The following is a 13,196-nucleotide window of genomic DNA, read 5'->3' on the forward strand; positions in this document are numbered from 1 at the left end:
GCAATGTCGGACACCGCCACGGAACATCTCGATCGCGCCATGGGCGCTCTCATTGGTGGCGCGTTGGGCGACGCGCTGGGTATGCCGACGCAGCTCCTGTCTCCAGCCCGCATCGCCGAACTCTACGGCCATGTCGAGGATTTCATCGCGCCTTTCGCCGACCATCCGGTGTCGAAGGGGCTGCTTGCGGGCACGATCACCGACGACACGGAGCAGGCGCTGCTGCTGGGGCGCATCCTGGCTGCTTCAGGCGATGGCTTCGACCATGCGCGCTGGGTCAACGCGCTGCTCGACTGGGAGCGCGAGGTCAAGGCGCGCGGCAGCTATGACCTTCTTGGGCCATCGACCAAACGTGCCATCGATGCGATCAACAATGGCGTGTCGGCTGAGGAGGCCGGGCGCAGCGGCGATACCAATGGTGCGGCCATGCGCATCGGGCCAGTCGGCATCATGATGCCGCTCGAGCCATTGGATGTGTTTGTCGCCAAGGTGGCGGAGACTTGCCGGGCCACCCACAATACCTCGATTGCCATCGCCTCTGCGGCTGCCGTTGCCGCCGCTGTCAGCCGTGGCATTGGCGGTGGCGACTGGCGCGCCGCTTCCGACAGCGCCGTCGCGGCGGCGAGGCGAGGGGCGATGCTCGGCAACTGGGTGACCGGCGGCGACATCGCCGCGCGGATCGTGTGGGCGCAGGACCTTGTTCGCGGCAACCGGGTAAAGGACGCGATCCGGCTGATCACTGATCTGGTTGGCACCGGCGTTGCCAGCCAGGAATCGGTTCCGGCAGCGTTCGCCGTGCTGGAAGTCGCAGGTGGAGATCCATGGCAGGCGGCCGTCATCAGCGCCAATCTTGGTGGCGACACCGACACGATCGGCGCCATAGCCGCCGGCATGGCCGGCGCCTGCACCGGTTTCGCGCACCTACCGCAGGATCGCATCGCCAAGCTGCGAGGCATCGACCTTGCTGAGGTGAAGGCATTGGCGATCGATCTCCTCGCCGCCAGGGCAACAAAGGCCCGTTCGGGCAAGGACGCGGCGGCATGAGTGGGCGTCTCGTCCATATCGGCAGTGCGGTGGTCGACTATGTCTACCGTATCGACGCCTTGCCGATGCCAGGCACGGAAAAGACCGCTTCGAGTTTTGCCCAGGTCGCCGGCGGCGGCTTCAACATGATGGTGGCGGCGGCCCGTACCGGCATGAAGGTGGTCTTCGGCGGCCAGCTCGGCAGCGGGCCGAACGGCGACTTCCTGCGCGCTGCCTTCGCCATGGCAGGCATCGAGACGCTGACACCGCCATCGCCTGTCATGGACAGCGGGAATTGCGTCGCCATGATCTCGAGGGATGCCGAACGCACCTTTATCTCATGGCCGGGTGCGGAGAGCGTGCTCAGCCTGGACATGATGGCACCTGTGTCGGTCGTGCCTGGAGATTGGGTGTTTACCTCGGGCTACACGCTGAGCTATCCTGAAAGCCGCGATGCGCTGACCGACTGGCTTGAGCTGCTGCCGGCGGACATTCCCTTCGCCTTTGATCCAACACCGATCATTTCGGACATTCCGCATCCCATCCTGGCGCGGGTGCTTGCCCGCACGACATGGTTGAGCTGCAACACCACCGAAGCAGCCGAGATTGCTGGTCCGGGCGATGTCGAGACGGTCGCGGCGCAGCTGTTGAAAATCCATTGCCCGCACGCGGATGGCGTCGTCATCCGTTCCGGGGCTGGCGGCTGCCATGTGCGGCTGGCCGACGGCACGGCCCAGGCCATTCCTGGCTTCCGGGTTGCGGCGATCGACACAAACGGCGCCGGCGATACCCATATCGGTGCCTTTATCAGCGCGCTGGCACGAGGCGTGCAGCCTTTCGAGGCGGCGCGCTACGCAAATGCGGCAGCCGCGATATCGGTCACCCGGCACGGCGGTTCGTCGGCGCCGACCGACGCGGAGATTCAGACATTCCTGAGCCAGGCAGGCGGTCCATCGATCACTGAGCCAGGCCAGACCCACAAGGCCCATCAGACAGCCTGACCAAGCCCCGGAAGCGGGCAACACAGAGAGGAACAAACAATGCGCATGCCTGAACTGACCGCTTTGCTGACGGCGACCGCCGTCTTCACCTCCGCACTCGCGTTCGCCGCCAAGGCGGATGACGTTCATGTGCTCAACTGGAAGGGTTACGGCGCCGACGAGCCCTGGGCGATCGAAGCCTTCGAGAAAGCGACCGGCAACAAGGTCATCAATGACTTCTTCAATTCCGAACAGGAAATGCTGACCAAGATCAGGACCAATCCGGGCCTCTACGACGTGGTCATGATCAACGCCGCCTTCAACGACCAGGCGATGGCGGAAAAACTGATCCAGCCGATAGATACCTCCAAGCTGCCGAATTATGCCGACATCAGCAAGGACAAGGCGGGATCGCCGATGCTCGACCATGACGGCAAGGTCTATGGCGTGCCGTGGGTGTGGGGCCTGACGGCGCTCGCCATCAACGACAAATCCTTTGACAAGGCACCAACCAGCATCGCCGAGATGTGGGATCCGGCGCATAAAGGCCGCGTGATCATTCGCGACGACGCGGTCGAGGCCGTTCAGTTCGGCGCCATCGCCACCGGCCAGAACATCAACGACATCAAGGATATGGATGCGGTCAAGGCGAAACTGACCTCGCTGATGCCGCAGATCAAGACCTTTTGGAGCGCCGAGAACGACTGGAACCAGATGGTCGCCTCCAACCAGATCGACATCGGCACCTACTGGAGCGGCTCGGCCGACCGTGCCAAGACGCATTTCAAACTGCCGGTCTCGCTGGTCATCCCTCGGGAAGGTGCTGTCGCCTGGCTCGACGCATTCTCCATTCCGGCTGGCTCCAAGAACGTCGCCGGCGCCGAGGCCTTCATCAACTACATGATCGATCCGAAATTCTACGTCGAATGGGTCACCAAGGTTGGTGCGCCCGTCTCGGCCAACACCAAGGCCGTGGAAGCTCTCCCTGAAGATGCCTTCAACCGCAAGGTGATGGGCGACCCTGATGTCGCCAAGCGGATCCAGTTCCAGGCGCCGATCACCGACGCGCAGCGCGAAGCCTATCTGGCGCTGTGGCAGCAGCTGAAGGTCGATGTGAAGTAAAATTCGCGTCCGGGCCAGCCGGCGGTTCGCGCCAGCTGGCCTTCAATCCTGGGGAGGAGGGTATCATGGCAGTACAAGGCGCGGTCGCGTCGCGCGGCGGGCTGAGATCGGCATTGCCACTGTTGGCGCCTGCCTATCTCTGGCTGACGGTGGCGATCTTCCTGCCGCTTTCGGCGATGGTCTTTTTCTCCTTCATGACCGACCTGCCGCTTTCCGGAAAGCCCTGGGCGTTCACGCTCGGCAACTACGCCGCCTTCTTCTCGCAAAGCCTTTACCTGACATTGCTGCTGGCCTCCCTGCGGCTTGGCCTCGAGGTGACGCTATGGTGCGTCGTCATCGGCTATCCCGCTGCCTATGTGCTGGCCAAAGTGTTGAAGGGCCGTAGCCGCGAGGCGATCTTCCTGCTCGTCATCCTGCCGTTCTGGTCGAACGGGCTGGTGCGCATTTTCTCCTGGGCGATGGTGCTGCGTGAGGGCGGCATTCTCGATACGGGGCTGAACGCGGTGCTGCCGTTCAAGATCAACATCGACCTGATGTACTCCTATCCAGCCGTCATCATCGGGCTGGTGCATTCCTACGTGCCCTACATGGTGCTGACCTGCTATCTCACCTTGCAGGCTATCGACGACTCCCTCATCGAAGCCGGACGCTCGCTCGGCGCCTCGCGGTTGCAGGTGCTGAAGCGGGTGATCATTCCGCTGTCTATGCCGGGACTTGTCGCGGGCGCGGCGCTCATCTTCGTACCGGTCGTCGGTTCCTTCATGGAACCACGCATTCTCGGCGGCCGTACCGGCACTTTCTATGGCACTGTCATCGAAGACCAGTTCGTCGCCGTCTTCAACTGGCCGCTGGGAGCGGCACTGTCCTTCATCCTGCTGGCTGTTGTCCTCGTCATCCTGGCGGTGGCGTCGCCGGTGCTGCGGAGGGCCGCGTGATGGCGACGACGCGCATTCTCGAATGGCTCGGCCGGGCTTACATCGGGCTGCTGCTCGCCTTCCTCTACCTGCCCATCATCATCATGGCGCTGATGTCGTTCAACGTCTCGCAATTCTACCAACTGCCGTTCGAATGGACGACGGAATGGTACGCCTCGCTGTGGCAGAACAACCAGTTGATCGCTGCCACCTGGAACAGCATCGAGATCGCGGTCATCACGACTGTTATCTGCGTGGTGCTCGGCTCGGCGGCATCGCTGGCGCTCTTTCGTTACGAGTTTCGCGGCAAGAAATTCCTGCAGGCGCTGCTGTTTCCGCCGATCGCCATTCCGTGGCTGATCACCGGCACCGCGATGTTGATCTTTTTCTTCGGCGTCGGCATCGGGCGCGGCCTGTTTGCGATCCTGCTTGGCCATGTGGCGCTGGCGCTGCCCTATGTCATCGTCGTGGTTTCCGCCCGGCTGCAGACCTTCGCGCCGGAGCTGGAAGAGGCGGCGCGTTCTCTCGGTGCCAACCAGTGGCAGGTGACAGCGCGTGTGACGCTGCCCTGGATCATGCCCGGCGTCATTGCCGGCGGGTTGTTTGCCTTCGCCGTCTCCTTCGACCAGTTCGTGGTGTCCTATTTCCTGGCGACGCCCGGGCAGACGACGTTGCCGGTCGAAATCTACGCCGCGATCCGCAAGGGCTTCACGCCCGAGATCAATGCGGTCTCGACAATCATCATTGTCGTGTCGATGGCGCTGATGCTGCTCACGGCGCGCTTCTTCAAATTCGGCGGAGAGAAATAATGGCCGGCGTCCAGGTATCGAATGTCTCGCGCAGCTTCGGCGCCCACAAGGCGCTGGACGACGTCTCCATCGATTTCGCCGATGGCGGCTTCTATGCACTGCTAGGCCCATCCGGTAGCGGCAAGACCACGCTGCTGCGGCAGATCGCGGGCTTCGATTTTCCCGACAGTGGCCGCATCTCCATCGGGGGCGAGAGCGTCGAGCGGGTGCCGGTCGAGAAGCGGCGCATCGGCATGGTGTTCCAGAACTACGCGCTGTTTCCCAACATGAGTGTTGCCGACAATGTCGCCTTCGGCCTGTCGGTGCGCGGCGAGGCCAAAGCGACGATCAATGCTGAGGTTCAGCGCGCGCTAGACCTGGTGCAACTCGGCAAGCTCGGCGGTCGGCGCCCGCACCAGCTGTCCGGCGGCCAGCGTCAACGCGTGGCGCTGGCGCGCGCGATCGTCACCAAGCCGCGCGTGCTTTTGCTCGATGAGCCGCTCGGCGCGCTCGACAAGGCGTTGCGCGTCGACATGCAGATCGAGCTCAAGCGCATCCAGCGCGAGATAGGCATCACCACCATCTTCGTCACGCACGACCAGGAAGAGGCGCTGACGATGAGCGACCGCATCGGAATATTGCGCGACGGCAAGCTGGTTCAGGAAGGGCCGCCGGAGGAAATCTACGACCGGCCGAAGAGCGAATTCGCCGCCACCTTCCTCGGCGACGCCAACATCTTTCGCGGCGATACGACCGGCAATGGTATCCGCCTGCCGGACGGCACAGCGATTGCCGCAGGGGCGGGCGCTACGCTGGCCGCCGGCGCCAAGGCAAGCTGTGCGGTGCGGCCAGAACGTATTCGCATTGCAACGGATGCCGGCGCGATCGACGCCGTCAACGCCAACATGCTCAAGGGGCAAGTGTCGAAGCGCATCTTCGCCGGCAACAACAGCACCTATTTCGTCGAGCGCGGTGGCCAGACGCTGAAGGTCATCGTGCAGAACACAGGCATGGATCGGCTGGACGAGGGGCAGGAGGTGGTGCTGCGCTGGTCGCCGGAGAGCACCGTGTTGATCGCGGCGAACTGATCTTCATACCGGGCCTTGCCATGCTGTACGCAATCGGGGACAGCATAACAGGCAAGAGTCCGGAGCATGCCGATGACGCTGGAATTGACTGCCGACGACCAGTCGATGTTGCGGGGCGAGCAAGGCCCTTCCGCTGGCGCCGCCATGAATATCCTGGTCGCCTTTTCGAATGCGGTCGGGGCAGGCAGCCTGCTTGATATCACCAGCGCCCATATCGACGGCTGCCTCTATCATGGCAAGGCCGGGCTCGATTTCGTCGAGAGGCTGGTAGAGGGCGGTGGCCGCGTCCAGGTGCCGACGACGCTCAATGTCGGTTCGTTCGACCTCATCCATCCCGGCATGGTGAAGATGCCGGCGGCCGAAGAAGTCCCGGCGCGGCGGTTGATGAAGGCGCATAGGGAGCTTGGCTGCCAGGCGACCTTCACCTGCGCGCCCTATCAGACACGCTTCCGGCCTGAATTCGGCCAGCAGATCGCCTGGGGCGAATCCAATGCCATCGTGTTCGCCAATTCGGTGATCGGCGCGCGCACCAACCGTTACGGCGATTTCATCGACCTGTGCTGCGCCATGACTGGGCGCGCGCCGGCCTGGGGCCTGCATCTGAGCGAGAACCGGCGCGGCCGCATCCTGTTCGAGCTGGACGTCGCTGATCCGGAGCCAAGCGACGGCCTGTTCGTTGGTGTTGGGCTGATCATCGGGCAGGCGAGCAACGATCGCATCCCGGTAATTGCAGGCCTGCCTCAGCCGCGCGACGAGGACCAGTTGAAGGCGCTGGGCGCGGCGGCGGCAACGACAGGTGCCGTGGCGCTGTTTCATGCGGTCGGCATCACGCCGGAGGCGGGGACGATCGAGGAGGCGTTCCACGGTCACGCCCAGGAGGAGACAATCCGCGTCACCAAGACCGACATCGATCATGCGCTGGCCAGGCTTTCCACGGTGCCCGATGGAGCGCCCTTGGCGGCAGTGTCCCTGGGCACGCCGCATTTTTCGCATCAGGAGTGGATGCGCCTGTTGCCGCTGCTGCGTGACGTCGCACCGGGCAAAGGCATCCCGATCTACGTCAACACCGGGCGTGCGACCTTGACACGTTTGCGGGACGAGGGCGCCTTGGACGGAATGGAAGCGTTCGGCTTGATCCCGGTTGCCGATACCTGCACCTATGTCACTTCGATCTTGGAGCGGCTCGACGGCGTGGTGATGACCAATTCCGGCAAATGGGCGCATTACGCGCCTGGCAATATCGGGGTGTCCGTGGCCTTTGCCGACATGCGGGACTGTATCCGCTCGGCGGCGGTCGGGCACGTCGTGCGAGGTGCATCATGAGAGCCGCCGAGCGAGCCGGCACGTTCCAGCTGGCCGGTGCCGCCGAAGGCCAGTCCTTGGTGTTTTCCCAACCGCTCAGCTTCTGGGGTGGCATCGATGCCGCGACCGGCGACATCATCGATCACTCGCACCCTGGCCTCGGCCAGAATGTCGCCGGCAAGATCCTGGTCATGCCGAGCGGGCGCGGATCGTCGTCTGCATCCTCAGTGCTGGCAGAGGCCATCCGCAAGGGCACGGCGCCGGCCGGCATTCTCATGGAGCGGCCGGACCCGATCCTGGCCGTCGGCGCTATCGTTGCGGAGTTTCTTTACGGGATCAGCATGCCGCTGGTTGTCTGTGACATTTCGGGCGTCGTCTCCGGCGAGCGGATTGCGATTGATGTTGGCGAGGATGGCAAGGCCCGCGTCACACTCTAGCCCGCCATCAGTCCCGCAGCACCGCGCCGCCAATAGGCTGCCGCCAATGTCTCGTCACGGCCGAGCGAAAGCGTGCCGCGCCAGTATTCGCGCACGACCTTGGCAGCGGCTGCCTCCGCCGCGAACCAGCCAAAGCCCGAACCACCCTGCGGCCACGTCACAGAGCGGACGGCGTTGGCGAGGCGGTTGTCCTCGCCGGCTGGCACGCCATCCCTGGTCAACCAATGCAACTCGATGCCAGTGGCATTATCGATAGCCTGCTTTTCCCCCTCATCGGCGATCTCGACAAAGGCCACGCCCTTGGTCGCGGCAGGCAAGGTCTCGAGCATGCGGGCCAGCGCCGGCAACCCGGTTTCATCGGCACCCATGACATACCAGCCCGCTTGCCGCACCGGGCGGCCGACCGGCCCCATGATGCCAAGCCTCATGCCAGGCGTCGCCTGCATGACCCAGGTCGAGCCGACGCTCTCGCCCGGATGGACAAGGAAATCGACATCGATGATGCCCTTGGTCACATCGAGCGAACGGATGGTGTAGACGCGCGCCACTGGCCGGCGGTCATCGGCAGGCCAGACTGGCAATCCACTGGCGCCGAGCACCGGCCAGAGTGGATCGGGCACATCCTTTGTCGGGAACAGCATGCGGATGTGCATGCCGCCGAACTTGGCGAAGCGGGAGAGATCTTCACCAGCAAAACGGATGCGGCGCATATGCGCAGTGAGGTCGCGAACGTCAGTCACGGTCATTTCGCGGAACTGGGCAAGGCTGGTCTCGCTGGAGAGATCGCCGGTCCAGACGATCTCCGGGTTCTCATCCCTTGCATAGACCTGGACAGCGGTCGCGAGCAGGTCCTTGATACGGGCAAGGCCGTCGCGGTCGGCGGCGTTGGCTCGCATCACCAGTCGCTCCATGTCGAAGGAGGCGCCGCCGAAAGCGAAGCGGAAGTCGATGCGCTGGCCGTCATGGGAAGCATCGGCCTCGAAGCTCTGCAACCTGTCCGTGATGCTGTCCATGTAGTCGGGCAGGCGCTGCAGGTTGAGCCGTGCCTCGCAGGCGAGTTCGCGCACCGATGATTCCATTGTGATTAGCCTCCAATCCGGCCTGAGAGGGCCACCTTGAAGGTGCGGCCCTTGCCTTGTTCGGTAGCCGCCGTTGTCGACCATGCGCTTTGCGGGTCGGTGTAGGCGGTGTTGAAAACGTTATCGACGCCGAAATCGAGCTTCAGATTGTCGTTGATGGTCCAGTTGGCGAAGACATTGACCAGATTGAAACCGTCATCGACCACCGGAGCCAGGGTTGGATTGGTGCGGCTGGTGCGCGTGATCTTGCCGACGCTAAGATATTGCGCGCCGATAGTGAGCTGGTCTTCGAGCATGCGGAAGCCGAAGGTTGCCGAGATGCGGTCGAGCGGCGTGTTGTTCAGCGCCTGGCCGGCATAGAGGCCGCTGACGACCTTGGCGTCGATCAGCGCACCGGCAAGGTTCACGAAGCCCCAGCCGTAATCATAGACGGCCTCCGCTTCGATACCTTTCAGCCGAGCGTCACCGATGTTGATCGCGGTACGCGTCACACCCGCGCGCAGGTCGGCCTCGATATAGTCCTCGACATGGGTGTGGAAGACGTTGACCTTGGCGCGCAACCGGTCGCCCGCCATCAGCACATCATCATACTTCACGTTGATGCCGGCTTCCCAGTTCTTGGCCGTCTCGGGCTGCAAAAGAAGATTGGGGCGGTAAGCGTCGGTGCCGCCATGCGCGCCACCGCCACGGAAGACATCCTGCAGGCCGGGCGCCCGGTAACCTTCGGAATAGGTGCCGTAAAGCTGGAAGCCTTCGAACGGCGTAACGCCGACCGTCAGGCGCGGCGACCACCGATCCCCCGAGATCGAGGCCTGTTGCGCTGGTGTGGTCCGTGTCTCGCCATCCAACTGATAGCCGTCATAACGCATCGCGCCGATGACCTGCAGCCACTCCTTGTAGTCGCCCTGCCACTGCAGGAAGCCGCCATAGCCCTGCTGCTCGCCGGCGCCGAAATGCGCTGCTTCCGACGAGGCTTCGAGATAGTAATAATCGAGCCCGTAGGTCAGCGTGTGAGCGATATCCCAGGCGTCGAAACGTGACGAGTTCTTGATGTTGAAGCCCGAGGTGGCAACGTCATAAAAACGGAAATTGCCGATCATGTTGGTCGGCCAGACCTGCGTCTGCTCGGCGCGGGTGCGGTTGTGATAGGCGTTGGCGCTGAGGTCGATCAGGTCGTTGTCGTCGGGCTTCCAGGTGTATGCTGCGGTGTAGGTCTGGTTGGTGGTGTTGGCGTCGTAGCGGCTCAGCGTTGGCGAGGTCGAACCGCTCGAACTGGTGATCTGGTCGTTGTAGCGCTGCAGGATGACACCGAGCTTCAGTTCGTGGCCGTCGGCCGGCCGCAATGCGGTCTTCAGGTAGCCGCTGGTCACCCTCTCGCCGGTCCAAGGCACAGTGGCGCCGTTGCCATCGGTGTAGCTGTCGCGATCGCGGTAGATCAGGTTGCCGATAATGTCGGCGTTGTCGCTGAAGCGATAGGCGCTGGTGGTGCTGGTGGTGAAGCCGCCTCCATTGTCCTCATAGCCGAGCTTCTCGCTCAGCGCCCAACGCTCGTCCTTCTTGAGGAAATCGCCGGCATCCTTGGTCTCAAAGGAAACAACGCCGCCGATGCCGCCCGAGCCATAGGCATTGGACACCGGGCCGCGAATGACGGTGGCTTCCTTGATCAGATCGGGCTCGACATAGAACGAGCCTGAACCATGGCCAACGCGCCAATAGTCCTGGCGGGCGCCGTCGAGTGTCACGACGACACGACCATATTGCTCAAGGCCGCGAATGTTGATGGCGGTCGCCGGATCGTCACCGTTCATCGAGGCGGCGACACCGGGTGTGGTGCGGAAGATGTCGGCTGCGGTGTTGGGCTGGATGTGCGCCAGTTCGTCCTGGTCGACGGCGCTGATGGCGGCCATCGAATCGATGACGGCGGTCTTGATCATCGTCGCCGAGATGGTGATGAGGTCCAGCATTGTCGCCGGCTGGTTCCGTGCGGCCTTGGCCGGAACGAGGCGGCCTGCCTTGGCGGCGGCGCCCTTCTTTTCCTGCTCCTGCGCATTGGCCATTGGCGCGGCGCAAAGACCGAGCACGAAGGCGAGCGCGGTGCTCGCCATCAAGGTCGTGTTGGTTGTCGTTCTCATGGTGATGCAAGCCCCCAAGCAAAGCAAAAACTGCTGGCGGTGGCTGAATGGCCTTGGCTGGCATGATCGAGAATCCCTCGACCAGCGGGTCAGGGCAGGGGTCACATATTAAAACATGATGACATAAGTCAACTTTAAATTTATAGGCCAACCAGCGTCATCAACGAGCATCTGGCACAGGAGCGGAACAGCATGGTTGGCACTGAGAGCGAGCGCGGGCGGCACGGCATGCCATGGTTTCAACCGGGCCGGATCGCGGCGATGCTGCTGCTGGCGCTGTCGGTGCTGGCACCGTCCTGCGGCTTCAAGGCGCTCGCCGCGGACACGATTGTGGATGCGCTGGGACGAACTGTCGCGCCGGGACAGGCAAGCCGGATCCTGACACTCGGCTCCGACGTTACCGAGATCGTCTACGCGCTGGGCGCCGGCCAGCGGATTGTTGCTGTCGACCGGGGCAGCAAATACCCTGACACCGTCACGCAGAAACCCAATGTCGGCTACCGGCGCCAACTCTCTGTCGAAGGTATTGCCGGGCTGCGCCCTGATCTGATCCTGGCGGCGCAGGACAGCGGGCCGCCAGAGGCGGTCGAAGTGCTGAAGTCGCTGGCGATCCCGATCGTCTTCATTCCGCAGGACAACAGCAGGGAGGGCATAGAGCGCAAGATCACGCTGATCGCCGCCGCGCTTCGCCTCGAGGACAAGGGCAAGGTGGTTTCGAGCCAGGTGCTGAACGCATTCCAGGCGGCGACTGATCTGGCATCGAGGATCCCACCCGAGCGGCGCAAGAAGGTGGTGTTCTTCCATGGGCTCGTGCGGTTGAGCGCTGCCGGTGCCGGCACGTCGGCCGGCGCCATCATCCGCTATGCCGGTGGCCTCAACCCGATGGATGTGGTGCAGGGCTACAAGGCGGCATCGGAAGAAAAGCTGATCGAGATGGCGCCAGATGTCATCCTGATGATGAGCGACGGCAAGGGCGGGCCGACCCTGGAGCAAGTGTTCGGCAACCGGGCGCTGGCCGCCACGCCGGCAGCGGCGACCAAGGCGCTGGTCGTGCTCGACGGCGCCTACATGATCGGCTTCGGGCCACGCACAGCCGACGCTATCCGCGATCTGGCAAAGGCGCTTTATCCCCAGGGATAGGTGCCATGCCAGCCATCTGATGGGAAATGATGGTGCCGGCCTTGGCCGATGCCCAAGCCGTCGCGCTATACCTCCGGCAAAGCGGAGGATTGGATGGCGGGCACGGATTTCGAGCCGGATGTGAAGGTCCGCACGCGGGAATACCGGATCGGCTGCGTCGGCGCCGGCATGATCATGGCCGAATGCCATCTTGCCGCCTATGACCAAGCCGGCTTCCCGGTGGTGGCGATTGCCTCGCGGACAAAGGCCAGCGCCGAGAAGGTCGCCAGGCGCTGGAGCATTCCGACCGTCCACGACACGCCCGAACAGCTGATCGAGGACAAGGATGTCGAGATCGTCGACCTGGCCTTTCCTCCAGATCAGCAGCCGGCGCTGATCCGCCATGCGCTGACGCAGCAGCACATCAAGGCGATCCTGGCGCAGAAGCCGCTGGCGCTTTCGTTGGAAGAGGCTGTCCAACTGCGCGACGAGGCGGCGAGGGCCAGCAAGATCCTCTCGGTCAACCAGAATATGCGCTACGACCAGTCGATGCGCGTGCTGAAGCAGATCATCGACAGCGGCGCGCTGGGCGACATCGTGTTCGCGCAGATCGACATGCATGCGATCCCGCACTGGCAGGGATTTCTGGAAAACTACGACCGGCTGACGCTCGCCAATATGAGCGTGCATCATCTCGACGTGCTGCGTTTCCTGTTCGGCGACCCCGACGAAATCACGACGCTGACGCGCAAGGACCCGCGCACGACGTTTGACCATGCCGACGGTATTACCGTCTCGACGATCCGGTTTCCGTCGGGCGTGCTGGCCGTGTCGCTTGAAGACGTTTGGTCCGGCCCGCGCCAGGAGGGCTATCACGACGACCAGCATATCAACTGGCGTGTCGACGGCACCAAGGGCGTCGCCAAGGGCACCATCGGCTGGCCAACAGGCGTCGCCTCGACGCTGACCTATGCTTCGACCGACACGACTGGCGGTGAATGGATCAGCCCAAGCTGGGAGACGATGTGGTTTCCACATGCCTTCATCGGTGTGATGGAGCAGCTTCAGCATGCGGTGAAGACAGGCACGCCGCCAGCACTTTCAGTCGCCGACAACGTCAAGACGATGGCGCTGGTCGAAGCCGGCTATCGCTCGATCGCCGAGGGCCGCACGGTGCGGCTGTCGGAAATATCGACGGACTAAACATTGGCG

The 13,196-nt window shown here is 63.3% G+C and carries 12 protein-coding genes; 10 read left to right on the forward strand and 2 right to left on the reverse strand.

Annotated elements, in window-relative coordinates:
• The first annotated feature begins 3 nt into the window (after window positions 1-3).
• From GA829_RS16650 to GA829_RS16685, 8 genes are all read left to right on the forward strand, one after another.
• A complete protein-coding gene (locus tag GA829_RS16650; RefSeq protein WP_195173810.1) occupies window positions 4-1,044 on the forward strand; it encodes an ADP-ribosylglycohydrolase family protein in 1,041 nt (346 codons plus the stop codon).
• Window positions 1,041-2,024: a PfkB family carbohydrate kinase gene (locus tag GA829_RS16655; RefSeq protein ID WP_195173811.1), complete on the forward strand. Its 984-nt coding sequence runs from the start codon at window positions 1,041-1,043 to the stop codon at window positions 2,022-2,024. The genes GA829_RS16650 and GA829_RS16655 overlap by 4 nt, the downstream gene beginning before the upstream one ends.
• Window positions 2,025-2,063: 39 nt before the next feature.
• Window positions 2,064-3,125 carry an ABC transporter substrate-binding protein gene (locus GA829_RS16660; protein WP_195173812.1) on the forward strand — a complete coding sequence of 354 codons (1,062 nt, stop codon included), beginning with the start codon at window positions 2,064-2,066 and terminating at the stop codon, window positions 3,123-3,125.
• Between the two features lie 65 nt (window positions 3,126-3,190).
• Complete coding sequence (locus tag GA829_RS16665; protein ID WP_195173813.1) at window positions 3,191-4,060, forward strand: ABC transporter permease; 870 nt, start codon at window positions 3,191-3,193, stop codon at window positions 4,058-4,060.
• Entirely contained in the window at window positions 4,060-4,848 is a 789-nt protein-coding gene (locus GA829_RS16670; protein WP_195173814.1) for an ABC transporter permease, read from the forward strand. Before GA829_RS16665 ends, GA829_RS16670 begins: the two co-directional genes overlap by 1 nt.
• Window positions 4,848-5,915 (forward strand): ABC transporter ATP-binding protein, encoded by a 1,068-nt coding sequence (locus GA829_RS16675; protein WP_195173815.1) that lies wholly within the window; start codon window positions 4,848-4,850, stop codon window positions 5,913-5,915. The genes GA829_RS16670 and GA829_RS16675 overlap by 1 nt, the downstream gene beginning before the upstream one ends.
• A 72-nt stretch (window positions 5,916-5,987) precedes the next feature.
• Window positions 5,988-7,238, forward strand: coding sequence for an aconitase X (locus tag GA829_RS16680; protein WP_195173816.1), 1,251 nt, complete (start codon window positions 5,988-5,990; stop codon window positions 7,236-7,238).
• Window positions 7,235-7,654, forward strand: coding sequence for an aconitase X swivel domain-containing protein (locus GA829_RS16685; RefSeq protein WP_195173817.1), 420 nt, complete (start codon window positions 7,235-7,237; stop codon window positions 7,652-7,654). The genes GA829_RS16680 and GA829_RS16685 overlap by 4 nt, the downstream gene beginning before the upstream one ends.
• Here the strand turns inward: GA829_RS16685 and GA829_RS16690 are convergent.
• The gene (locus GA829_RS16690; RefSeq protein WP_195173818.1) at window positions 7,651-8,733 is read right to left on the reverse strand and encodes a siderophore-interacting protein; all 1,083 of its coding nucleotides are present in this window, start codon (window positions 8,731-8,733) and stop codon (window positions 7,651-7,653) included. The two genes, GA829_RS16685 and GA829_RS16690, sit on opposite strands and share 4 nt — an antisense overlap.
• Window positions 8,734-8,738: 5 nt before the next feature.
• Window positions 8,739-10,865, reverse strand: a complete 2,127-nt coding sequence (locus GA829_RS16695) for a TonB-dependent hemoglobin/transferrin/lactoferrin family receptor (RefSeq protein WP_195173819.1) — start codon at window positions 10,863-10,865, stop codon at window positions 8,739-8,741.
• Window positions 10,866-11,057: 192 nt separating this feature from the next.
• Between GA829_RS16695 and GA829_RS16700 the strand changes: the two genes are divergently transcribed.
• Window positions 11,058-12,005 (forward strand): heme/hemin ABC transporter substrate-binding protein, encoded by a 948-nt coding sequence (locus GA829_RS16700; RefSeq protein ID WP_195173820.1) that lies wholly within the window; start codon window positions 11,058-11,060, stop codon window positions 12,003-12,005.
• 93 nt (window positions 12,006-12,098) lie between these two features.
• Window positions 12,099-13,187: a Gfo/Idh/MocA family protein gene (locus GA829_RS16705; RefSeq protein ID WP_195173821.1), complete on the forward strand. Its 1,089-nt coding sequence runs from the start codon at window positions 12,099-12,101 to the stop codon at window positions 13,185-13,187.
• Window positions 13,188-13,196: the final 9 nt, after the last annotated feature.

Origin of the sequence: Mesorhizobium sp. INR15 (assembly GCF_015500075.1) — a bacterium.
Taxonomy (GTDB): domain Bacteria; phylum Pseudomonadota; class Alphaproteobacteria; order Rhizobiales; family Rhizobiaceae; genus Mesorhizobium.